Origin of the sequence: Variovorax sp. V93 (assembly GCF_041154485.1) — a bacterium.
GTDB classification, from domain to species: domain Bacteria; phylum Pseudomonadota; class Gammaproteobacteria; order Burkholderiales; family Burkholderiaceae_C; genus Variovorax; species Variovorax beijingensis_A.
The window spans coordinates 1,195,218-1,216,209 of record NZ_AP028669.1; the positions used below are offsets into that span (position 1 = coordinate 1,195,218).

Consider the following 20,992-nt stretch of genomic DNA (forward strand, 5'->3'; position numbering starts at 1 on the left):
AGGGCAGCAACGACATGAACAGCCGAAAGATCAAGACCTGGGCCTGGGTGCACAAGTGGAGCAGCCTCGTGTGCACCGTGTTCATGCTGCTCCTGTGCATCACGGGCCTGCCGCTGATCTTCCATCACGAGATCGGGCACCTGCTGGGCACCGAGGTCGAGTCGCCCAAGATGCCCGCGAACACGCCGCGCGTGAGCCTGGACCGCGTGCTCGAAACGGCGCGTGCGAAACACCCTGACCGCGTGGTGCAGTTTGTTTCGCAGCCCGAGGACGACGATGGCCTCTGGTTCGTCACGCTCACGCCAACGCCTGCGCCCACGGACGACTTCAAGTCGGTGGCGGTGGACGCCCGCACCGGCGCCGTGCTTGCCCAGCCCAAGCTCGACGAAGGCTTCATGTACGTGATGTTCAAGCTGCACGTCGACCTGTTTGCCGGACTCGCGGGCAAGCTGTTCCTGGGCTTCATGGGCCTGCTGCTGCTGGTGGCCATCGTCTCCGGCGTGGTGCTCTATGCGCCGTTCATGCGCAAGCTCGACTTCGGCACCGTGCGGCGCGAGAAGCGCCCGCGCCTGAAGTGGCTCGACCTGCACAACCTGCTGGGCATCGTCACGCTGGTCTGGCTGTTCGTGGTGGGTTCCACCGGCATGATCAACACCTGGGCCGACCTGGTCATCAAGTACTGGCAGTACGACCAGCTCAGCGCGCTTCTTGCGCCCTACAAGGACGAGCCGACGGTGCCGGTGGCACAGCGCGCATCGGTGCAGCGCTCGATGGAGGTCGCGCTCCAGCAGACGCCCGGCATGAAGCTGTCCTTCGTCGCGTTCCCCGGCACCGCGTTCTCGAGCCCGCACCACACCACCTTCTTCATGCGCGGCAGCGAGCCCTTCACCTCGAAGCTGCTGCAGCCGGTGCTGGTCGACGCCAAGACGGCCCAGGTGACCGCCGCGCCGAAGATGCCCTGGTACCTGACGGCGCTGCTGGTGTCGCAGCCGCTGCACTTCGGCGACTACGGCGGCATGCCGATGCAGATCATCTGGGCGCTGCTCGACATCGCGACCATCATCGTGCTCGGCAGCGGGCTGTACCTGTGGCTCAAGCGCGGCAACAGCGTGCCTGCTGCAGCCTCGCCGGTGGGCCAGCGGCCGCCGCATGGTGGGCATCAGCAGCCTGATCCGGCGCCCGCCATGAAGGTGCAGGCATGAAGCCGCGCCACAGCTTCCGGCACATGTGGGGCTGGCCGATCGTGCTCGGCATGCTGACCACCTTCGGGCTGGTCTCGGCGCTGTTCAGCGACGGCGGCCTGGGGGACATGCTGGCCTGGTTCGCGCTGGGCGTTCCCGTTGCCGTGTGCGGCTGGTACGGCTGGCGCAGAAGAAGCTGAATCCGGCCCGACCGGGTTCCTGCTAGTACGGGCAGGGGCGCGCGCCGACGCAGAATCGGCGCAATGAAGCCTGCACTTTCCGCTACCGCCACTGCCGCCGTCCGCCTGCTCCTGCTGGGAGCTCCGCTCGCCGCGGCGGCGCAGCAGGCCGACCGCGGCAGCCTGCCCGAAGTCACCGTCTCCACGCCGCGCGGCGAGGTCGCGCCGTTCAACGTGCCTGGCTCGGTGGACCGGGTCGATGGCGCCGAGATGCGCGACAGCCGGCTGCAGGTCAATCTTTCCGAAAGCCTGGGCGGCGTTCCGGGCCTGCAGGTGCAGAACCGCATGAACTATGCGCAGGACCTGCAGCTGTCGATCCGCGGCTTCGGCGCGCGTTCCACCTTCGGCGTGCGCGGCGTGCGGCTGTATGTCGACGGCATTCCCGCCACGCTGCCCGACGGCCAGGGCCAGACCTCCAACATCGACATCGGCTCGCTCGACCGCATCGAGATACTGCGGGGGCCGTTCTCGGCGCTCTACGGCAACTCGTCGGGCGGCGTGCTGCAGGCCTTCACCGCGTCGGGCGAGGGGGCGCCGCGGCTTTCGTACTCGGCGGCCGGTGGCAGCTTCGGCACCTGGCGCCAGTCGCTGCAGGCCAGCGGGTCGCAGGGCGCGGTCGACTACCTGCTGAACGCCAGCCGCTTCCAGACCGATGGCTGGCGCGAGCACAGCGCGGCGCGGCGCGACATCGCCAACGGCAAGCTCGGCATCGCGCTGGACAACGGCGACAAGCTCACGCTGGTGCTCAACAGCGTGCGCATCAGCGCGCAGGATCCGCTGGGCCTGACGGCCGGGCAGTACGCGCTGGCGCCGCGCAGCGCACCGCTCGCCACCCAGTTCGACACCCGCAAGACGGTGGAGCAGACGCAGGCGGGGCTGCTGTACGAGCGCCGAGTAAGTGCCGCGCAGTCGCTGCGGCTCATGGTCTATGGCGGCGAGCGCAAGACCGTGCAGTACCAGTCGATTCCGCCTTCGGCGCAGCAGAACCCGCTGCATGCGGGCGGCGTGATCGACCTCACTCGCCAGTACGGCGGGGTCGATCTGCGCTGGACCGCCGCGCTGCAACTGGCCGACCGGCCGCTCGAGTTGGCGGCGGGCCTGGGCTACGACAGCCTGCGCGAACAGCGCCGCGGCTACGAGAACTACCTCGGCCGCGTGGCTTCGCCCGTGCTGGGCGTGCAGGGGCGCCTGCGGCGCAGCGAACGCAACGAGGTCTGGAATCTCGACCCTTACGCGCAGGCCACCTGGCGCCTCGCGGAGCAATGGACGCTCGAGGCCGGCGTGCGCCGCAGCAGCGTGCACTTCGATTCGCAGGACCGCTACATCGTGGGCGCCAACCGCGACGACAGCGGCAGCGCGCGCTACAGCAAGACGCTGCCCGTGGCTTCGCTGCGCTACCAGGCCACGCCCGCTCTCGCGCTGTATGGCTCGATCGGCCGCGGCTTCGAGACGCCGACGCTCAACGAGCTTTCCTACCGCGCGGGCGGTGCCAGCGGGCTCAACTTCGCGCTGCGGCCCTCGGTCAACGACAGCGTCGAACTGGGCGCGAAGGCGCGGTTGGGCGGAGGGCTGCTGACGGCCGCGCTGTTCCAGACCCGCACGCGCGACGAGATCGTGACCGACACCAACACCGGCGGCCGCGCCACTTTCCAGAACGCGGGCCGCACGCGGCGCAACGGCCTCGAACTGGCCTGGCAGCACGAAACGGTCGACCACTGGCGCACCCAGCTGGCCTACACCTGGCTTGACGCGCGCTACCGTGATGCCTTCTGCTCGCCGTCGCCCTGCGCGGCATCCAACACGGTGGCGGCGGGCAACCGCATTCCGGGCATCGCGCGGCAATCGCTCTTCGCATCGCTGGGCTGGGTGCCGCCCGAAGGCTGGCGCGCCGGTGTCGAGATGCGCGCGCTCGGGCGCATGCAGGCCAACGACGCCAACACCGCCAGCGCGCCGGGCTATGCCGTCGCCGCGCTGTACGCCGGCTACCTGAAGAAGTGGGAGCGCTGGGAGTTCAACGCCTTTGCGCGCGTCGACAACCTGTTCGACCGCCGCTACGTGGGTTCGCTGATCGTCAACGAGGGCAACGCGCGCTACTACGAGCCCGCGCCGGGCCGCAACTGGACGGTGGGCCTGAGCGGGGCCTACCGCTTCTGAGGCTCAGACGCCGCCGTCCGTCATGCGGTACCAGCCGATCACGGCCGACACATAGAGGCGGCGCAGGCCATAGAGCGGGAATGGCCGCATCTCCGAGGGCCGCACCGGCAGCGCCCTCCTGTCGCCCGTGGCGATGTACTGCGCCAGGGCCTGGCCCATGCGCGTCTGCAGGCCGACCCCGCGGCCCTGGCAGCCGATGTCGATCAAGAGGCCCGGCGCGGGCTCGTGCAGGTGCGGCAGGTAGTCGCGCGTGATCGCGACATGGCCGCACCAGCGGTAGGCAATGGGCACGCCCGCCGCCTGCGGGAACAGCTTGGCAATCACGTGCTCCAGGTGCGACCAGTCGCCCGGCTGGCCGGCATCGGGCTCGCGGAAGGTGCCGCGCCCGCCCATCAGCAGGCGGCCGGCGTGGTCCAGGCGGTAATAGAGCAGCAGGTTGCGCGCATCGGAGGAGACGTGGCCTTCGGGCAGCACGGTCTTGCGTATTGCCTCGGGCAGCGGCTCGGTCGCGACCTGGAACGAGTTCGCATTGATGATGGTCTTGCGCAGGCCGGGCCACAGGCCGTCGGTGTAGCCGTTGGTGCACATCACCACGCGCTCGGCCGTCACGCGCGGGCCGCGTGCGGTGGCGGCCTGCCACTTGCCGTGGGCCTGGGTGAGCTGCGTCACGGGCGTGCCGGTGTGGATGACCACGCCGGCCGCCTGCGCCGCGCGCGCCAGTTCGCGCGCGTAGCTCAGCGGCTGCACGCCGCCGCCGCGCGGATCGAGCCAGCCGCCGAAGTACTTGTCGGTGCCCAGCAGGCGCGCGGTTTCGTTGCGGTCGAGCTGGCGCGCGGCCACGCCCTGCATCTGCCAGTCGCGCGTGCGGCGCTCGGCCAGCTGCAAGGCGGCCGGCGTGTGCGCGCCCTGGATCCAGCCCTGGCGCGCGCGGGGCACGTCCATGCCGTGCTTGTCGATCAGATCGAACACCGCGTCGGCCGTGCCCTTGGCAAAGTCGACCAGGCGCTGGCCTTCGTCGGAACCGAACATGCGCAGCAGTTCGCTCGGGTCGTGCTTGAGGCCCGGGATGACCTGGCCGCCGTTGCGGCCCGAGCCGCCGAAGCCGATCTCCTTCGCTTCGAGCACCACCACGCGCACGCCGCGCTCGGCCAGATGCAGCGCCGTGCTGAGGCCGCAGTAGCCGGCGCCGACCACGATCACGTCGGCCTGCGCGTCGGTGTCCAGCGGCGCGGTTGCCGGTGCGGGCACCGCGGTGGCGGCCCAGAGCGATGGGGCGAGCGGAAAGAATTCCTGCGGCGCGTTCGGCATGAATGAAGGCCTTCAGAGCGGATGGAGCACGCGGCGCAGGAAGTCCTGCGTGCGCGGGCTCTGCGGGTTGTTGAGCAGCTCGGCGGCAGGGCCCTGTTCGACGATCACGCCGCCGTCGATGAAGATCACGCGGTCGGCCACCTCGCGCGCGAACTGCATCTCGTGCGTGACCACCACCATCGTCATGCCGGTGCCGGCGAGCTTGCGCATCACCTGCAGCACGTCGCCGACGAGTTCGGGGTCGAGCGCCGAGGTGGGCTCGTCGAACAGGATGGCCTTGGGGCGCATCGCCAGCGCGCGCGCAATGGCCACGCGCTGCTGCTGCCCGCCCGAGAGTTCCGGCGGATGCGCCCCGGCCTTGTCGGCCAGGCCGACGCTCGCGAGCAGCTCCTTCGCATGCACGATGGCAGCGGCGCGGTCTTCGCCCTTCACGTAGACGGGCCCTTCGATCACGTTCTCGAGCACCGTGCGGTGCGGGAACAGGTTGAAGCGCTGGAACACCATGGCCACTTCGGCGCGGATCGCCTTGATCGACGCATGGCGGTTGTCCACGCGCCGGCCATCGATGCCGATGCTGCCGCCCGAGTAGCTCTCGAGCCCGTTGATGCAGCGCAGGATGGTCGACTTGCCCGAACCCGAAGGCCCGACGATGCAGACCACTTCGCCCTGCGAGATCGAGGCGTCGATGCCCTTGAGCACATGGTGGCTGCCGAAGGATTTCTGCAGGCCGCGGATCTCGATCATTTCCTGCCCCGCTTCTCGAAGTGGCGCACCAGCAGGATGAGCGGCACGCACATGATCAGGTAGAGCAGCGCCACCAGCGAGAACACGGTGGCGTTCTGGAAGGTGGAAGTGGCGATCAGCTTGCCCTGCAGTGCGAGCTCGGCCACGGTGATGGTCGAGGCCTGCGACGAGTCCTTGAGCATCATGATCATGATGTTGCCGTAGGAGGGCAGCGTGATGCGGAAGGCCTGCGGCAGCACCACGCGCCGCATCGTGAGCCGCCAGCTCATGCCCATGGCCTGTGCCGCCTCCACCTGGCCGTGGTCCACGGCTTCGATGCCGGCGCGGAAGTTCTCCGACTGGTAGGCCGAGTAGGCGATGCCCAGGCCCAGGATGCCCGCCTGCAGCGCCGTCAGCGAGAGGCCGAAGTCGGGCATCACGAAGTAGATGAAGAACAGCAGCACGATGATCGGAATGCCGCGCAGCAGGTTGATCACGCCCGCGCTGATCTTTGCGAGCAGCGGAATGCCCGAGACCCGCATCGCGGCCCAGACCAGGCCGAGCAGCGTGGAGATCACCAGCGAGCCCAGCGTCACCAGCACCGTGAGCTTGGCGCCCTGGAGCAGGATCGGCAGGAACTCCCAGACGTTGTGCAGGAAGGTGCTCATGGGCAGGGTCTGTCAGAGGGCAGGCAATGCAAGTGCCGCTCAGCTGTTGAGGCCCCACTTCTTGAGGATCGCGTCGATGCTGCCGTCGGCCTTGAGCTTGGTGAGCGCCGCATTCACCTTGCCCATGGTTTCGGTGTCGCCCTTGCGGGTGGCGATGCCGATGCTGTTGACCATGGTCGGCTGGTAGGTCGTCACCAGGCGCAGGTTCGGGAACACGTTCTTGGAGATCGCGTAGGCGGCGATCGGCGAGTCGAGCACGCCCGCGTCGATGCGCCCGGCATTGGCGTCGCGCATCAGGTCGGCGGTGGTGTCGTAGAGCTTGACCTCGCTGAAGATGCCGAGCTTCTGCAGCGGCTCGACAAAGGCCGTGCCCACCTGCACGCCCATGCGCTTGCCCTTGAACTCGGCGAAGCTGCGGTAGGCGGTGGTGTCCTTCACCGGCACCACGATGCCTTCGCCGTAGCTGTAGATCGGTTGCGAGAAGTCCACCACCTCCTGGCGCACCGGCGTGATGAACATCGCGGCCGAGATCAGGTCGATGCGCTTGGAAGTGAGCGAGCCGATCAGCGCCGAGAACTGCATCGGCTCGATCTGCACCTCGAAGCCCGAGGTCTTGCCGACGGCCTTGACGATGTCCGCCATGATGCCGTCGATGGTGTTGGTCTTGGTGTCGAGAAAGGTAAAGGGGTTGCCGGTGGGCGTGGACCCGACCTTGAGCACGGTCTGGGCCGAGGCCTGGCTGCCGAAGGCCATGGTCAGCGTGGCCAGCAGGAAGGCCGCGAGGGAAGAAGCGATTTTCATGGGGGTTCCTCTTCAAAAAAAGATCGAATGCCATGCGGCAGCCGGATGGCTTGCCCTGGATGCTTGCTTCAGTCGGACAGCCCCGCGGTCGGGCCGGGGCTTATCCGGGTGAACATGTGATTGCCCATAGGACGGTGGTGGGTGTGGTGCCGGGGTTGCGCCAGCGGCGCGGCATGCCCCCGTCGTAGCAAAAACTGTCGCCGGCCTTCAGCTTGAGCAGGCGCTCGCGCACGAAGAGTTCGAGCTGCCCCTCGATGACGTAGCCGACCTGTTCGCCCTTGCGCGTGAAGAACAGGTCGTCGCCCGTGGAGCCGCCCGGATCGATCACCGCCCGGTACATCTCGACGCCACCCGCGGCGGCGGGCGGCGTGAGGTTTTCCTTGTGGATGCCCTTGTCGCCGAGGTCGATGCGCTTGTGCGTGCCGGCGCGCGCCACCGCGCCTTCGGCCTCGCCCTCGCTGTACTGGGTGTTGCGCACCAGGGTCTCGATGGGCAACTGCAGTTCCTGCGCCAGCGCGCCGAGCGTACGGATGGAGATGGAGCGGTGCCCGCGTTCGAGCTGGCTCAGCAGGCTGACCGAAATGCCGCAGGCCTGTGCCACCTGCTGCAGCGAGCGGCCGAGGGCCTGGCGCCTTCTGCGCAGTTGCTCCCCGAGCCAGAGGTCGATGACCGAATGGATGCGCTGTGCCCGGCCGGCATCGGGGGCCGGAGTGGGGGCGGGAGGCGGACGAACCGGCAATTGCGACACCAGAGCCTTTGTAAAATTTTCACAAGACGCTCAAGTTTTACACACAACGCCGCGCACCGCCAGCAAATTCGGCGGGGGTATTCCAGAAGCGCAAATGCCGGCGCGAGGCCGGCATTTGCGTGGGAGGAGGGCGGAAAGCCCCCGGGAAATTACAGGCCGGCCGCAGCGCGCAGCGCAGCCGCCTGCGTGGTCGCTTCCCAGGTGAACTCGGGCTCCTCGCGGCCGAAGTGGCCGTAGGCGGCGGTCTTCTGATAGATCGGGCGCAGCAGGTCGAGCATCTGGATGATGCCCTTGGGACGCAGGTCGAAGAACTCGCGCACGAGTTCCGCGATCTTGCTGTCCGGGATCACGCCGGTGCCTTCGGTGTAGACCGTGATGTTCATCGGCTGGGCCACGCCGATGGCGTACGCCACCTGGATCTGGCACTGGCGCGCCAGGCCCGCGGCCACGATGTTCTTGGCCACGTAGCGCGCGGCGTAGGCCGCCGAGCGGTCGACCTTCGACGGGTCCTTGCCCGAGAACGCGCCGCCGCCGTGCGGGCAGGCGCCGCCGTAGGTGTCGACGATGATCTTGCGGCCCGTGAGGCCGCAGTCGCCCTGCGGACCGCCGATGACGAAGCGGCCGGTCGGGTTGATCAGGTAGCGCGTGTCCTTGAGCCATTCCTTCGGCAGCACGGGCTTGATGATCTCCTCGATGATGGCTTCGTTGAACGAGGCCTTCATCTTGGTGGGCGTTTCGCTCTGGTCGGGGCTGTGCTGGGTGGAGAGCACCACGGTGTCGATGCTGTGCGGCTTGCCGTCCACGTAGCGCATCGTGACCTGGCTCTTGGCGTCGGGGCGCAGGAAGGGCAGGCGGCCGTCCTTGCGCAGCTGGGCCTGGCGCTCGACGAGGCGGTGCGCGTAGTAGATGGGCGCGGGCATCAGCTCGGGCGTCTCGTCGCAGGCGTAGCCGAACATCAGGCCCTGGTCGCCGGCGCCGGTGTTCAGGTGGTCGTCGCTCGCGTGGTCCACGCCCTGGGCGATGTCGTTGGACTGCTTGTCGTAGCAGACCATCACGGCGCAGCCCTTGTAGTCGATGCCGTAGTCGGTGTTGTCGTAGCCGATGCGCTTGATGGTGTCGCGCGCGACCTGGATGTAGTCGACGTGGGCATTGGTCGTGATTTCGCCGGCGAGCACCACGAGGCCGGTGTTGGTCAGCGTTTCGGCGGCCACGCGGCTGCGCGGGTCCTGCTCGAAGATCGCGTCCAGGATGGCGTCCGAGATCTGGTCGGCGACCTTGTCGGGGTGGCCTTCGGAAACCGATTCGGACGTGAAGAGGAAGTCGTTCGCCATTTTGTTCAAAGCTCCTTGAAGTGACTTGGCGCGTTGCCAACTCTGCGGAGCCCTGGCGAACGCTTTAGCAGATGCCGAAGAATCGGCGGGGCACAATCGCTTTTGCGCTTGTGTTTGTCGCCCTGCAAGTTGTTCCGTAACTCGGCGACAATTTGCATTCTATTCGAGCCGCGCCAAATCGTGCGCGCGCGTCCTGGTTTTCACTCCCTGTTGCCTATGGTCACCCTGTTCCGCCTGCTTGCCCGCGTACCGATGCCCGTGATGCATCGACTCGGCGCACTGCTGGGCTGGATCGTCTGGTATTGCGCGCCCGACTACCGCCGCCGCTTCAAGGCCAATGCCGAAAGCGCCGGCTTCACCCTCGGGCAATACCGCCCCGCCATCGCAGCCGCCGGCCAGATGGCCGCCGAGCTGCCTTGGCTCTGGCTGCGTCCGCAGGGCGAAAGCGTGCTGCGCCGCGTGGTGCGCTGGGAAGGCGTGGAGGCGTTCGAGGCCGCCATGCGGGAGAAGAAGGGCGTGATCCTCGTGGCGCCGCACCTGGGTAGCTGGGAGATGTGCGGCCAGGCGATCGGCGAACGCTTTCTCGAGACCTTCGGGCCGATCACCGCGCTGTTCCGTCCTGCGCGCAAGAAGTGGATGGCCGAGCTCATCGCCGCCGGCTCGCGCGACCGGCCCGGCCTGCAGACGCTGCCCACCAACAACACCGGCGTGCGCGGCCTCATCCGCACGCTGCGCAGCGGCGGCTACACCGGCATCCTGCCCGACCAGGTGCCGCCGCTGGGGCAGGGGGTGTGGGCGCCCTTTCTCGGCCGGCCGGCCTACACCATGACGCTGCTGCCGCGGCTCGCGCAGCAAACCGGCGCCGCCTGCTTCCTGAGCGTGTGCGAAAGGCTGCCGCGCGGCGCGGGCTACGTGATCCGCTTCGAGCCGATCGTGGGTACGCCGCTCACCGATCCGGCGGCGCCCATCGAGGCCGCGGCCGCCGCCATGAACGACGCCATCGGGCGCCTGATCCACAGCCTGCCGGGGCAGTACGTGTGGGACTACGCGCGCTACAAGGAGCCGCGCGGCGAAACCGCGGTGGCGGCCCAGCCCGGGGAGCAGGCACGATGAGTCTCGGTTCCCGGCTCGGCATCGCCTTCATGCGCGCGATCGCGCCGCTGCCCCTGCCGCTGGTGCGCGGTTTCGGCGCGCTGCTCGGTCGCGTGCTGCACACCATCGCCCTGCCGCGGCGGCGCGTGGTCGACACCAACCTGGCCGTGTGCTTTCCCGGCAAATCCGAAGCCGAACGCCGCCGCATCGCGCGCGAGACCTTCGTCTACGTGGCGCAGTCCTGGCTCGACCGCAGCTGGCTCTGGCATGCGCCCGAAAAGGTGGTGGCCCGCCGGCTCAAGGTGGTCGGCGCGGCGGCGGAGATCCGCGAGATTGCCGATGGCGACGAGCCGATGATCCTGTTTGCGCCGCACTTCTACGGCCTCGATGCCGCGGCCACGGCGCTGACCATGCACACGGCAAGGCCTTCGGCCACCATCTACACGACCCAGCGCGATCCGATGGTCGACGAATGGATCCGCGAAGGCCGCACGCGCTTCGGCAACGTGGCGGCGCTGAACCGCGTCGACGGCATCAAGCCGGTGCTCGCGGGCCTGCGCAAGGGCGGCCTCCTGTACCTGCTGCCCGACATGGACTTCGGCCGCGACCAGACGATCTTCGTGCCGTTCTACGGCGTGCAGGCGGCCACGGTGCCCTCGCTCTCGCGCTTCGCGCGGCTGGGCAAGGCGAAAGTGGTGCCGGTGATCGCGAAGCTCACGCCTGGCGGCTACGAGATCGAAGTGCGGCCGGCCTGGCAGAACTTCCCGACCGACGACGCCGAGGCCGACACGGCGCTCATGAACCAGCGGCTGCAGGGTTACATCGACACGATGCCTTCGCAGTACTACTGGGTGCACCGCCGCTTCAAGACGCGGCCCGAAGGCGCGCCGCCGATCTACTGAAGCGGAGCCGCTTCAACCCCTGGCAAGAAAGGCTTCGATCTCGCGCGCGACCAGCTGCGGCTGCTCGTGCACGATCCAGTGGGTGGCGTTGGGCACCTTCTTGACCTCGAGCTTCGGTACGTAGTCTTCCAGGCCTTCGAGCAGGCCCGGCAGCAGCGCAGCGTCGTCGAGCGCCCAGAAGACGAAGGTCGGCACGTCGATGGTGAGCCGCTCGCGCGGCAGCACCGGAATGCCGTCGATGCTCTGGCCCGGCAACGGCGGCTTCATCGGCGTGACGCGATACAGGTTGCAGGCGCCCGTGAGGCCCGCATTCCACACTTCTCGGTAGCGCTGCTTCACATCCTCGGTCAGCCAGCCGAAGCCATCGGGCCCGGCCTTCATCAAGGTGAAGAAGGGCCACATGCGCTTGAAGTCGTCGGCCGAGAGCAGGGCCTCGGCATCGGGCCTGGCGAGAAAGTTCATGTAGGCGCTGGCTTGCTGCTGCGCCGGGTTGTGGCGCAGCTCGCGCGTGAAGGTGCCGGGGTGCGGCGAATTGATGATGACCAGCTTGCCGACCTGCTGCGCAAAGGCATTGGCATAGCCCCAGCCGAAAGCGCCGCCCCAGTCGTGCGCGACCAGGGCAGCCATGGTGCCGTCGGCGCTTTCGGTGGCCGCCAGTTGCTGGATGTCCTGGATCAGCAGGTGGGCCTTGTATGCGGCCACCTCGGTGGGCGCACTCGACTTTTCGAAGCCGCGCAGATTGGGCGCGACGCAGCGATAGCCGCCGTGTTCAGGCTGGGCGAAGTGCTCGAGCAGTTCGTCCCAGATGAAGGCGGCTTCGGGAAAACCATGAAGGAACATCATCAGCGGTCGCCCGGGCGTGCCGGTTGCGCGGCAGCTCAGCGTGATTCCGTTGGGCAGGCTGCGCTGGAACGTCTCGATCATGCGGGGTCTCCTTCAACTTTCGTTGCTATTGTTTTCATAGTGGATCACGCAGATGAAACGGCCCGCGCCGGTTTTCGCCTAGGTGTCTTGCGGCGCGGCCGGCTGGGCCGCCTCCGGTTTTTCTTCTCCGGGTGGATGCGCCCAGCGCCACAGCAGCTCGGCGGCTTCGCCCACGCCCTGTTTCTTGAGGGCGGAGAACAGTTTGACCTCGCCACCGCCGGCCTGCAGTCGCGTAATGGACAGCACCTTGGCGCCCTCGCTGCGCGTGAGCTTGTCGGACTTGGTCAGCAGCACGAGGAACTTGAGCCCCTGCTCCACGCGCGGACGGATCACGTCGAGCAGGATCTCGTCGAGCTCGGTCATGCCGTGGCGCGGGTCGCACATCAACACCACGCCGCGCAGGTTCTCGCGCGTCATCAGGTAGTTGCCCATGACGCGCTGCCAGCGCAGCTTGGCTTCCCTGGGAACGGCGGCATAGCCGTAGCCGGGCAGGTCGGCCAGCACGGCGTCGTCGGCCTTCTGCTTGCCGACGCCGAACAGGTTGATGTGCTGCGTGCGGCCCGGCGTCTTGGAGGCGAAGGCCAGGCGCGTCTGCTGCGTGAGCGTGTTGATGGCGGTCGATTTGCCCGCGTTCGAGCGGCCGACAAAGGCGATTTCGGGCAGGTCGAGCGGGGGCAGATGCTCCAGCTGCGGGGCGCTGGTGAGGAAGTGCGCCGTGTGCAGCCAGCCGAGCGCGGTGCGTTCGCGCTCGGCGACAAGAGGGTCCACGGCAGGGGTCGCGCGGGAAGGGGGAGCAGCGTGCTTGCGCGACGGGGTGATCATCAATGAGCTTTCGGAACGGGCTGCCATTGTAGAATCGCGCGGTTTTGCGCCAATAAATCGAGCCCCCGATATGAAGTTGTTTGCCAATTTTCTGCTTGCAGCCCTCATGGGCGTCGCAGCCAGCGCTAGCCTCGCGGCCGACGAGCACGCCGCCGCGCCAGCTGACGGACCCGTCGCGGCCAAGCCGGCCAAGCCCGATCCCGCCAAGGGCGACGCGCTGTTCAATTCCGCCGCCCAGGCCTGCGCTTCCTGCCACAACGCGGACGGCAACTCGGCCATTGCGGCCAACCCCAAGCTGGCGCAGCAGCACCCCGAATACATCCTCAAGCAGCTGCAGGAATTCAAGTCCGGCAAGCGCAAGAGCGCGATCATGCAGCCCATGGCGGCCAAGCTGTCCGACGAGGACATGCGCAACATCGCCTGGTTCGTGGGCTCCAAGAAGATCAAGACCGGCTTCTCCAAGGAGAAGGACCTGGTCGCGCTGGGCGAGAAGATCTACCGCGGCGGCGTTTCCGATCGCCAGATCCCGGCCTGCGCCGGCTGCCACAGCCCCAATGGCGCCGGCATGCCCGCGCAGTACCCGCGCCTGGGCGGCCAGCATGCCGACTACACGGTGGCACAGCTTGTTGCTTTCCGGGACAACGTGCGCCAGAACAGCGCTCCCATGACCGGCGTGGCCGCAAAGCTCAACGACCGCGAAATCAAGGCTGTTGCAGATTACATCGCCGGCCTGCGCTGACACCACGCGCTTCAGCGTGAACTAACCGCCGATAAAAAACCCAAACAGAGGGCGGGCCGATCCAGCTGGATGGCCCGCCCTTTGCTTTTTCCCTGTTTCTTTTTTCCCATCGACCGATGTCTGTCTCCACCCACGGCCTTCGCGTTCATCGCGGCCCGCAAGTGCTCCGCGCTGCGGTGGAACTGTTTTCGTCGATGCGCTTCGCGATTGCGCTGCTCACCGTCATCTGCATCGCATCGATCATCGGCACCGTGCTCAAGCAGCACGAGTCGATCAACAACTACATCAACCAGTTCGGGCCGTTCTGGGCCGAGCTGTTCCGCGCGGCCAGGCTCGATTCGGTCTACAGCGCCTGGTGGTTCCTGCTGATCCTGCTGTTCCTGGTGATCAGCACCTCGCTGTGCATCGCGCGCAACACGCCGCGCATCTTCATCGACCTGAAGACCTTCAAGGAAGGCATCCGCGCGCAGAGCCTCAAGGCCTTCGGCCAGCGCGCCGAGAGCCGGCTCGACGAGGCGCCCGCCGCGGCGGCCAACCGCATCGGCCAGTTGCTGGTGAGCGGCGGATGGAAGGTCAAGCTCCAGCAGCGCGAAGCCGCGGGCGGCCATGCCGAAGCCGGCTGGATGGTGGCCGCGCGCGCGGGCGGTGCCCACAAGCTGGGCTACATCGCCGCCCACAGCGCGATCGTGCTGGTGTGCATCGGCGGCCTGCTCGATGGCGACCTGGTGGTGCGGGCCCAGACCTGGTTCAACGGCAAGAGCGTGTTCACCGGCGGCGGCATGATTGCCGACGTGCCGGCGCAGCACCGGCTGTCGCCGCGCAACCCGACCTTCCGCGGCAACATCCTGGTGCCCGAGGGCGCGCAGGGCAGCGTGGCCATCCTGCAGCAGTCCGACGGCGTGCTGCTGCAGGAGCTGCCGTTCTCGATCGAGCTCAAGAAGTTCATCGTCGACTACTACTCGACCGGCATGCCCAAGCTGTTCGCGAGCGAAGTGGTGCTGCACGACCGCGAGACCGGCGCCCAGGTGCCCGCGCGCATCGAGGTCAACCATCCGGCCAGCTACAAGGGCGTGGAAATCTACCAGTCGAGCTTCGACGACGGCGGCTCCAAGGTGAAGCTCAAGGCGGTGCCGATGGCGGCTGCGGCCAAGCCCTTCGAGGTCGAGGGCGTCATCGGCGGGCCGAGCACCGAAATCACCAACGGCCGCGAAAAGCTCACGCTCGAATACGCCGCGTTGCGCGTGATCAACGTCGAGAACTTTGCCGACGGCGGCGCCATGGGCAGCGGCGCCGACGTACGCAAGGTCGACCTGCGCCACGACATCGAATCGCGCCTGGGCGCCGCCAACAAGACCAGCAAGCCCAAGGTGCTGCGCAACATCGGCCCGAGCATCGGCTACAAGCTGCGCGATGCCGCCGGCCAGGCGCGCGAGTACCAGAACTACATGGTGCCGGTCGATACCGGCGACGGCCAGCCGGTGTTCCTGCTCGGCATGCGCGAGAAGCCCGAGGAGCCGTTCCGCTACCTGCGCGTGCCGGCCGACGAGCAAGGCTCCATGGACGGCTTCGTGCGCATGCGCAGCGCGCTGGCCGACGCCGACACCCGCAACCGCGCGGTCGAGCGCTACATCGCCAAGGCGGTCGATCCGAAGCGGCCCGAAATGGCCGAGCAGCTGCGCGTTTCGGCGGCGCGCGCGCTCGCCCTGTTTGCTGGCAGCGAGCGCGCCAAGGCCGACGCCACCACGCTGGGGGGCTGGCAGGCGATTGCGGAATTCATGGAGGCCAACGTGCCCGAGGCCGAGCGCGAACGTGCCGGTGCGGTGCTGGTGCGCATCCTCAACGACGTACTGTTCGAGGCGCTCAACCTGAGCCGCGAAGGCGCGGGGCTCGCGGCGTTGCCGAGCGACGAGAAGTCGCAGGCCTTCCTGACCCAGGCGGTGCTGGCCATCAGCGACGCGTACTTCTACCCGGCGCCGGTCGCCATGATGATGACCGACTTCACCCAGGTGCAGGCCAGCGTGTTCCAGGTGGCGCGCGCGCCCGGCAAGAACGTGGTCTATCTGGGCTGCCTGTTGCTGATCGTCGGGATTTTTGCCATGCTGTACGTGCGCGAGCGCCGGCTCTGGGTGTGGCTCACCCCCGATGGCGCGGGCTCCGGAGACAACACCACGGCCGCCACGATGGCCTTCTCGGTCAACCGCAAGACCATCGACAGCGATCGCGAGTTCGAGCACCTCAAGCACAAGCTGCTTGCCTTGAAGACAGAAGGACCGGCGTCACCATGAACACCACCACCCTCACGCTCCACGAAAGCTGGTTTTCGCGCCGCAATCTTTTCGACTGGATATTCGCTGCGCTGGTGCTGGCGGGCGGGCTGTTTGCCTTTGCCCGGTACGCGGGCGCGATGGACTCGTACGAAAAACCCATCCTCGCCGCCGCAATGGTGTCGGTCATTGCGATTGGCTGGTTCTGGCGTCCGCTGCGGGTGCTGGCCATCGTGGTGGCGCTGGCCTCGCTGCTGGCCATCAGCTCCTACCAGGGCGACCTGGCCCGCGCGGACACGGTGTTCTGGCTCAAGTACTTCCTGTCGAGCCAGTCGGCCATTCTCTGGATGAGCGTGCTGTTCTTCATGAGCACGCTGTTCTACTGGCTCGGTTTCTTCGGCGGCAAGCAGGGCGACACCTTCGAGCTGATCGGTTCGCGCCTGGCCTGGGCCGCCATTGCCATGGCGCTCATCGGCACCATGGTGCGCTGGTACGAGAGCCACCTGCTGGGGCCCGATATCGGCCACATTCCGGTCAGCAACCTGTACGAAGTGTTCGTGCTGTTCTGCTGGCTCACGACGGCTTTCTATCTCTACTTCGAATCGCGCTACGGCACGCGCACGCTCGGCGCCTTCGTGATGCTGGTGGTGAGCGCGGCGGTCGGCTTTTTGCTCTGGTACACGCTGGTGCGCAATGCGCACGAGATCCAGCCGCTGGTGCCGGCGCTGCAGAGCTGGTGGATGAAGCTGCACGTGCCGGCCAACTTCATTGGCTACGGCACCTTCGCGCTCGCTGCCATGGTGGCCTTCGCCTACCTCATCAAGGAGCAGGCTGAGGAAACGCGCTGGTACAAGCTCACGCCGATCTGGCTCCTGGGCGTGGCGCTGTGCTTCGTGCCGGTGGCCTTCCGCCAGCGCGTGCAGGAGGCCGGCGGCAGCTATTGGGTGATCTATGCGGGCATTTCCGCGCTGATTGCTGCGGGCATCCTGCTCGGCCGCCGGCGCATTGCCGCCCGGCTGCCCGCCAACGAGGTGCTCGACGATGTGATGTACAAGTCGATCACGGTCGGCTTCGCATTCTTCACCATTGCCACCGTGCTCGGTGCCCTGTGGGCGGCCGACGCCTGGGGCGGCTACTGGAGCTGGGACCCGAAGGAAACCTGGGCCCTGATCGTCTGGCTCAACTACGCGGCCTGGCTGCACATGCGGCTGGTCAAGGGTTTGCGCGGCACCGTGGCCGCCTGGTGGGCGCTGGGCGGCCTGGCGGTGACCACCTTCGCGTTCCTTGGCGTGAACATGTTCCTGAGCGGACTGCACAGCTACGGCACGCTGTAGGCGGGGCTGCCGGCCTTTTCGCGAAGAATTGAAACCACGCGCAGCGATCGCGCGTAACCGGACCAGGGAATTCCACGAACTACCCTGAGCACAACGATTCACGCGAAAGGCCATCACATGTCGTTCCATTTCCGTCCGCAGGGTCGCAGCAGCGGTTTCATCCACCCGCTCTCGAGCGAGATCACGCCGCGCACCGTCTATGAGGGCCGGCGCGACTTGCTCAAGCTGATGGCCGGCGGCGCGGCCGGTGCGGCGCTGGCGAGCTTTGCGGGACGCGAGGCTTTCGCCCAGGCCACGGGCCCGCACAAGCTGGCGCTGCTTCCGGGGGCCAAGTCCGCCGTGCCGGGTGCGCAGACGATGGAAAAGCTCACCGACTACAAGGACGCGACGAGCTACAACAACTTCTACGAGTTCGGCACCGACAAGGGCGACCCGGTCAAGAACGCCGGCACGCTCAAGACCCGTCCCTGGACCGTGGAGGTCGAGGGCCTGGTCAAGAAGCCCGGCAAGTACGGCATCGAAGACCTGCTCAAGCTCAGCGCGCAGGAAGAGCGCATCTACCGCCTGCGCTGCGTCGAGGGCTGGTCGATGGTCATTCCCTGGGTGGGCTATTCGCTGGCGGAGCTCATCAGGAAGGTCGAGCCGCAGGGCAATGCGAAGTACGTGGAGTTCGTGACCCTGGCTGATCCCAAGACCATGCCCTTCGTGGGCTCGCGCGTGCTCGACTGGCCCTACACCGAGGGGCTCCGCATGGACGAAGCCATGCACCCGCTCACGCTGCTGGCCTTCGGCATGTACGGCGAGGTGCTGCCCAACCAGAATGGCGCGCCGGTGCGCATCGTGGTGCCGTGGAAGTACGGGTTCAAGTCGGCCAAGTCGATCGTCAAGATCCGCTTCGTCGAGAAGGAGCCGGGCACGGCCTGGAACAAGGCGGCGGCACAGGAATACGGCTTCTATTCGAACGTCAATCCGAATGTCGACCATCCGCGCTGGAGCCAGGCCACCGAGCGCCGCATCGGCGACGGCGGCGGACTCTTCGCCAAGCGCAACAAGACGCTGATCTTCAACGGCTACGAAGCCCAGGTCGGCCAGCTCTATGCGGGCATGGACCTGAAGAAGAACTACTGAGCCGGCACCGCACGCGGCCCTTGCCCCATGAACAAGCTGCTCATGCATCCGGCGGCCAAGCCGGCCATCTTCCTGCTGTGCCTGCTGCCGTTCGCGCGGCTGGCCTACGGCGCGTTCACCGACGGGCTGGGCGCGAATCCGGCCGAGTTCCTGATCCGCGCCACCGGCGACTGGACCCTGCGCTTCATCTGCATCGTGCTCGCGGTGACGCCGCTGCGCGTGATGGCCAAGACCAATGCGCTGGCGCGCTTTCGCCGCATGCTGGGCCTGTTCGCGTATTTCTACGTGGTGCTGCACCTGCTGTGCTACAGCTGGTTCGACATGGGCTTCGAGTGGGCCGACATCGCCAAGGACATTGCCAAGCGGCCGTTCATCCTGGTGGGGTTCTCGGCCTTCGTGCTGCTGACGCCGCTGGCGGCCACCTCGTTCAACCGCGCCATCAAGGCCATGGGGGCCAAGCGCTGGCAGATGCTGCACAAGCTGGTCTACCTGATTGCCGGCCTGGGCCTGCTGCACTTCTTCTGGATGCGTGCGGGCAAGAACAACTTTGCCGAGGTGTTCGTCTACGCCGCGATCATCGCGGCGCTGCTCGGATGGCGCGTGTGGAACTACGCGAGCAAGCGCAGGCCGAAGCCGTCGGCCGGCGTGCGCGGCGGCAGCAGCAGCGAGAAGGCGCTGCGCAGCAGCACCGGCTGACCGGCGCGAACCACGCCGATCCCGCGCGGATCAGCCCTCGATCTGCTCGCTGCGCAGCTGGTCTTCCATCGTCTCGCGGCGGCGGATCAGCGTGGCGGTCCGGCCGCTCACCAGCACTTCGGCGGCCCGGCCGCGCGTGTTGTAGTTGCTGGCCATGCTCATGCAGTACGCACCGGCCGACAGCACCGCCAGCAGGTCGCCGGCCACCACGTTGAGCGCGCGGTCGCGGCCGATCCAGTCGCCGCTTTCGCAGACCGGGCCGACCACGTCGTAGGTCGGCGCGTCGCCGCCGCGGATGCGCAGCGGCACGATCTTCTGGAACGCCTGGTACATCGCAGGCCGCGGCAGGTCGTTCATGGCCGCGTCGACGATGCAGAAATTCTTGTCTTCGCCCGGCTTGGTGTAGAGCACCTCGGTCACGCACACGCCCGCATTGCCGACCAGCGAACGGCCCGGCTCGACGACGAGCTTGCGCTGTCCGAAGCCGCGGGCGTCGAGCCGTGCGAGCAGCTGCTGCCACAGCGCATCGGCCTTGGGCGGCACTTCGCCGTTGTAGTCGATGCCCAGGCCGCCGCCGAAGTCGAGGTGGTGAATGGGCACCCCGGCCGCCTCGATGGCCTCGACCAGGTCGAGCACCCGGTCGCAGGCGTCCAGGTAGGGCGAGGCCTCGGTGATCTGCGAGCCGATGTGGCAGTCGATGCCGACCACCTCGAGTCCCGGCAGCCTGGCGGCATGCCGATACGCCTCGACCGCACGGTCATGGGCAATGCCGAACTTGTTGCCCTTGAGGCCGGTGGAAATGTAGGGATGCGTCTTCGGGTCGACGTTCGGATTGATGCGGATGCTGATGGGCGCGCGGCGCCCTTCGGCCAGCGCCACTTCGTTGAGCACGTCGAGCTCGGCTTCGCTCTCGACGTTGAAGCAGGCGATGCCGGCCGCCAGCGCCTGCCGCATTTCGGCGCGGGTCTTGCCCACACCCGAGAAGATGATCTTGGCCGGGTCGGCGCCCACGGCAAGCACGCGCGCCAGCTCTCCGCCCGAGACGATGTCGAAGCCGCAGCCGGCTTCGGCGAACACGCGCAGCACGCCGAGCGACGAATTCGCCTTCATTGCATAGCAGATCAGGGCCCTGCGGCCCTCGAAGCCGCGCTGGTAGGCGGCCAGCGCGTCGAGCATCCACTGCTTCGAATAGACGAACAGCGGCGTGCCATGCTCGCGGGCCAGCGCGTCCAGGCCAAGGCCTTCGACGTGGAGCGCGCCGTCGCGATGCGCAATGTGCGGATGGCCGGGAAGGGTCGAGGAAGCGTTCGTCACTTTTGCGTTCCGGTGCTGGGGGTGGCCGGAGCCGGGGCGCTGCTGGCCGCAGCGGGCTTGGGCGCGGCTTCTGCTTCCGAAGCGGCGCGCGGGCCGCCGGGGGTCAGCAGCTGAGGCAGGGTGGCACGCTGGGCCGCCGCCGGATCGGTCGGCAGGAACAGCGGTCCGCGCTGGCCGCAGGCAGACAAAGCGGCCGCCGCCGCGGCAAGACTGACCATGAGCACAGCGCGGGCGGGGGCGCTCACTAGAATTTGACGAACATTCAACATAACGAAATTGTAATGACCGACTCCGAATACATGGACCGCGCCGAAGCCGCGCTCGCCGCCATCGAGCTGGGCTGCGATCGCATCAACGATGCGACCGACGCCGACATCGACAACCAGCGCGTGGGCGGCATGATCACGATTTCATTCAAGAACGGCAGCCAGCTGATCGTGAACCTGCAGAAGCCCCTGCAGGAAATCTGGCTTGCCGCGCGCTCCGGCGGCTACCACTACCGCTACGACGGCAAGGCCTGGGTCGACACCAAGACGGGCGAGGAATTCTTCGGAAATCTTTCGCGTGAGGCGAGCCTTCAGGCCGGGCAGCCGCTGGAGTTTGCGGCTGCCTGAACCATCAGTT

21 protein-coding genes are annotated in these 20,992 nt (G+C 67.4%); 11 read left to right on the forward strand and 10 right to left on the reverse strand.

What is annotated here, in order from left to right:
• Nucleotides 1-14 precede the first annotated feature (14 nt).
• The 3 genes from ACAM54_RS05370 (at nucleotide 15) to ACAM54_RS05380 (ending at nucleotide 3,574) form a co-directional block, all read left to right on the forward strand.
• Nucleotides 15-1,202, forward strand: a complete 1,188-nt coding sequence (locus ACAM54_RS05370; protein WP_145740966.1) for a PepSY domain-containing protein — start codon at nucleotides 15-17, stop codon at nucleotides 1,200-1,202.
• Nucleotides 1,199-1,381: a hypothetical protein gene (locus ACAM54_RS05375; protein ID WP_369650064.1), complete on the forward strand. Its 183-nt coding sequence runs from the start codon at nucleotides 1,199-1,201 to the stop codon at nucleotides 1,379-1,381. Before ACAM54_RS05370 ends, ACAM54_RS05375 begins: the two co-directional genes overlap by 4 nt.
• Before the next feature lie 63 nt (nucleotides 1,382-1,444).
• Nucleotides 1,445-3,574: a TonB-dependent receptor gene (locus ACAM54_RS05380; RefSeq protein WP_369650065.1), complete on the forward strand. Its 2,130-nt coding sequence runs from the start codon at nucleotides 1,445-1,447 to the stop codon at nucleotides 3,572-3,574.
• Between the two features lie 3 nt (nucleotides 3,575-3,577).
• Here ACAM54_RS05380 and ACAM54_RS05385 read toward each other — a convergent pair whose 3' ends face one another.
• The 6 genes from ACAM54_RS05385 to metK form a co-directional block, all read right to left on the reverse strand.
• A complete protein-coding gene (locus tag ACAM54_RS05385; RefSeq protein WP_369650066.1) occupies nucleotides 3,578-4,882 on the reverse strand; it encodes an NAD(P)/FAD-dependent oxidoreductase in 1,305 nt (434 codons plus the stop codon).
• A gap of 12 nt (nucleotides 4,883-4,894) precedes the next feature.
• Nucleotides 4,895-5,626 carry an amino acid ABC transporter ATP-binding protein gene (locus ACAM54_RS05390; RefSeq protein ID WP_369650067.1) on the reverse strand — a complete coding sequence of 244 codons (732 nt, stop codon included), beginning with the start codon at nucleotides 5,624-5,626 and terminating at the stop codon, nucleotides 4,895-4,897.
• Nucleotides 5,623-6,273, reverse strand: coding sequence for an amino acid ABC transporter permease (locus ACAM54_RS05395; protein ID WP_145740976.1), 651 nt, complete (start codon nucleotides 6,271-6,273; stop codon nucleotides 5,623-5,625). Before ACAM54_RS05395 ends, ACAM54_RS05390 begins: the two co-directional genes overlap by 4 nt.
• Nucleotides 6,274-6,312: 39 nt before the next feature.
• The gene (locus tag ACAM54_RS05400; RefSeq protein WP_369650068.1) at nucleotides 6,313-7,074 is read right to left on the reverse strand and encodes an ABC transporter substrate-binding protein; all 762 of its coding nucleotides are present in this window, start codon (nucleotides 7,072-7,074) and stop codon (nucleotides 6,313-6,315) included.
• Between the two features lie 100 nt (nucleotides 7,075-7,174).
• Nucleotides 7,175-7,822: a helix-turn-helix domain-containing protein gene (locus ACAM54_RS05405; RefSeq protein ID WP_369650069.1), complete on the reverse strand. Its 648-nt coding sequence runs from the start codon at nucleotides 7,820-7,822 to the stop codon at nucleotides 7,175-7,177.
• A 149-nt stretch (nucleotides 7,823-7,971) separates the two neighbouring features.
• Nucleotides 7,972-9,153, reverse strand: coding sequence for a methionine adenosyltransferase (gene metK / locus ACAM54_RS05410; RefSeq protein ID WP_145740980.1), 1,182 nt, complete (start codon nucleotides 9,151-9,153; stop codon nucleotides 7,972-7,974).
• Between the two features lie 216 nt (nucleotides 9,154-9,369).
• Between metK and ACAM54_RS05415 the strand changes: the two genes are divergently transcribed.
• Nucleotides 9,370-10,266: a lysophospholipid acyltransferase family protein gene (locus tag ACAM54_RS05415; RefSeq protein WP_369650949.1), complete on the forward strand. Its 897-nt coding sequence runs from the start codon at nucleotides 9,370-9,372 to the stop codon at nucleotides 10,264-10,266.
• Nucleotides 10,263-11,147 (forward strand): lipid A biosynthesis acyltransferase, encoded by an 885-nt coding sequence (locus ACAM54_RS05420; RefSeq protein ID WP_369650070.1) that lies wholly within the window; start codon nucleotides 10,263-10,265, stop codon nucleotides 11,145-11,147. The genes ACAM54_RS05415 and ACAM54_RS05420 overlap by 4 nt, the downstream gene beginning before the upstream one ends.
• Nucleotides 11,148-11,159: 12 nt before the next feature.
• Here the strand turns inward: ACAM54_RS05420 and ACAM54_RS05425 are convergent, their stop codons facing one another.
• Together ACAM54_RS05425 and yihA are read right to left on the reverse strand one after the other, a co-directional pair.
• On the reverse strand, nucleotides 11,160-12,071 hold the full coding sequence (locus tag ACAM54_RS05425; RefSeq protein ID WP_145740983.1) for an alpha/beta fold hydrolase: 912 nt from the start codon (nucleotides 12,069-12,071) through the stop codon (nucleotides 11,160-11,162).
• 78 nt (nucleotides 12,072-12,149) lie between these two features.
• Nucleotides 12,150-12,893, reverse strand: coding sequence for a ribosome biogenesis GTP-binding protein YihA/YsxC (yihA, locus tag ACAM54_RS05430; RefSeq protein ID WP_145740985.1), 744 nt, complete (start codon nucleotides 12,891-12,893; stop codon nucleotides 12,150-12,152).
• 70 nt (nucleotides 12,894-12,963) lie between these two features.
• On the opposite strand from yihA, the gene ACAM54_RS05435 reads away from it, so the two are divergent.
• The 5 genes from ACAM54_RS05435 to ACAM54_RS05455 all read left to right on the forward strand — a co-directional run bounded on the left by ACAM54_RS05435 (nucleotide 12,964) and on the right by ACAM54_RS05455 (nucleotide 19,054).
• Complete coding sequence (locus tag ACAM54_RS05435) at nucleotides 12,964-13,632, forward strand: cytochrome c (RefSeq protein ID WP_145740987.1); 669 nt, start codon at nucleotides 12,964-12,966, stop codon at nucleotides 13,630-13,632.
• A gap of 116 nt (nucleotides 13,633-13,748) precedes the next feature.
• Nucleotides 13,749-15,917: a cytochrome c biogenesis protein ResB gene (locus tag ACAM54_RS05440; RefSeq protein WP_369650071.1), complete on the forward strand. Its 2,169-nt coding sequence runs from the start codon at nucleotides 13,749-13,751 to the stop codon at nucleotides 15,915-15,917.
• Nucleotides 15,914-17,230 (forward strand): c-type cytochrome biogenesis protein CcsB, encoded by a 1,317-nt coding sequence (ccsB, locus tag ACAM54_RS05445; protein ID WP_369650072.1) that lies wholly within the window; start codon nucleotides 15,914-15,916, stop codon nucleotides 17,228-17,230. Before ACAM54_RS05440 ends, ccsB begins: the two co-directional genes overlap by 4 nt.
• A gap of 117 nt (nucleotides 17,231-17,347) precedes the next feature.
• Nucleotides 17,348-18,358, forward strand: a complete 1,011-nt coding sequence (gene msrP / locus ACAM54_RS05450; RefSeq protein WP_369650073.1) for a protein-methionine-sulfoxide reductase catalytic subunit MsrP — start codon at nucleotides 17,348-17,350, stop codon at nucleotides 18,356-18,358.
• 27 nt (nucleotides 18,359-18,385) lie between these two features.
• Nucleotides 18,386-19,054 (forward strand): sulfite oxidase heme-binding subunit YedZ, encoded by a 669-nt coding sequence (locus tag ACAM54_RS05455; protein WP_209536441.1) that lies wholly within the window; start codon nucleotides 18,386-18,388, stop codon nucleotides 19,052-19,054.
• A 30-nt stretch (nucleotides 19,055-19,084) separates the two neighbouring features.
• On the opposite strand, the gene lysA is transcribed toward ACAM54_RS05455, so the two are convergent.
• The gene (gene lysA / locus ACAM54_RS05460) at nucleotides 19,085-20,368 is read right to left on the reverse strand and encodes a diaminopimelate decarboxylase (protein WP_369650074.1); all 1,284 of its coding nucleotides are present in this window, start codon (nucleotides 20,366-20,368) and stop codon (nucleotides 19,085-19,087) included.
• A complete protein-coding gene (locus ACAM54_RS05465) occupies nucleotides 20,365-20,637 on the reverse strand; it encodes a lipoprotein (protein WP_307698599.1) in 273 nt (90 codons plus the stop codon). Before ACAM54_RS05465 ends, lysA begins: the two co-directional genes overlap by 4 nt.
• Nucleotides 20,638-20,649: 12 nt before the next feature.
• Here ACAM54_RS05465 and cyaY point away from each other — a divergent pair, with 12 nt between their 5' ends.
• Nucleotides 20,650-20,982 (forward strand): iron donor protein CyaY, encoded by a 333-nt coding sequence (cyaY, locus tag ACAM54_RS05470; protein ID WP_145740999.1) that lies wholly within the window; start codon nucleotides 20,650-20,652, stop codon nucleotides 20,980-20,982.
• Nucleotides 20,983-20,992 lie beyond the last annotated feature (10 nt).

Coding starts and splice junctions, on each gene's coding strand:
- ACAM54_RS05375 (WP_369650064.1), top strand. CDS start 1,199: ATGAAGCCGCGCCACAGCTTCCGGCACATGTGGGGCTGGCCGATCGTG.
- ACAM54_RS05395 (WP_145740976.1), bottom strand. CDS start 6,273: ATGAGCACCTTCCTGCACAACGTCTGGGAGTTCCTGCCGATCCTGCTC.
- ACAM54_RS05455 (WP_209536441.1), top strand. CDS start 18,386: ATGAACAAGCTGCTCATGCATCCGGCGGCCAAGCCGGCCATCTTCCTG.
- metK (WP_145740980.1), bottom strand. CDS start 9,153: ATGGCGAACGACTTCCTCTTCACGTCCGAATCGGTTTCCGAAGGCCAC.
- msrP (WP_369650073.1), top strand. CDS start 17,348: ATGTCGTTCCATTTCCGTCCGCAGGGTCGCAGCAGCGGTTTCATCCAC.
- cyaY (WP_145740999.1), top strand. CDS start 20,650: ATGACCGACTCCGAATACATGGACCGCGCCGAAGCCGCGCTCGCCGCC.
- ACAM54_RS05425 (WP_145740983.1), bottom strand. CDS start 12,071: ATGATCGAGACGTTCCAGCGCAGCCTGCCCAACGGAATCACGCTGAGC.
- ACAM54_RS05435 (WP_145740987.1), top strand. CDS start 12,964: ATGAAGTTGTTTGCCAATTTTCTGCTTGCAGCCCTCATGGGCGTCGCA.
- ACAM54_RS05380 (WP_369650065.1), top strand. CDS start 1,445: ATGAAGCCTGCACTTTCCGCTACCGCCACTGCCGCCGTCCGCCTGCTC.
- ACAM54_RS05390 (WP_369650067.1), bottom strand. CDS start 5,626: ATGATCGAGATCCGCGGCCTGCAGAAATCCTTCGGCAGCCACCATGTG.
- ACAM54_RS05400 (WP_369650068.1), bottom strand. CDS start 7,074: ATGAAAATCGCTTCTTCCCTCGCGGCCTTCCTGCTGGCCACGCTGACC.
- yihA (WP_145740985.1), bottom strand. CDS start 12,893: ATGATCACCCCGTCGCGCAAGCACGCTGCTCCCCCTTCCCGCGCGACC.
- ACAM54_RS05465 (WP_307698599.1), bottom strand. CDS start 20,637: ATGTTGAATGTTCGTCAAATTCTAGTGAGCGCCCCCGCCCGCGCTGTG.
- ACAM54_RS05415 (WP_369650949.1), top strand. CDS start 9,370: ATGGTCACCCTGTTCCGCCTGCTTGCCCGCGTACCGATGCCCGTGATG.
- ACAM54_RS05420 (WP_369650070.1), top strand. CDS start 10,263: ATGAGTCTCGGTTCCCGGCTCGGCATCGCCTTCATGCGCGCGATCGCG.
- ACAM54_RS05370 (WP_145740966.1), top strand. CDS start 15: ATGAACAGCCGAAAGATCAAGACCTGGGCCTGGGTGCACAAGTGGAGC.
- ACAM54_RS05385 (WP_369650066.1), bottom strand. CDS start 4,882: ATGCCGAACGCGCCGCAGGAATTCTTTCCGCTCGCCCCATCGCTCTGG.
- ACAM54_RS05440 (WP_369650071.1), top strand. CDS start 13,749: ATGTCTGTCTCCACCCACGGCCTTCGCGTTCATCGCGGCCCGCAAGTG.
- ccsB (WP_369650072.1), top strand. CDS start 15,914: ATGAACACCACCACCCTCACGCTCCACGAAAGCTGGTTTTCGCGCCGC.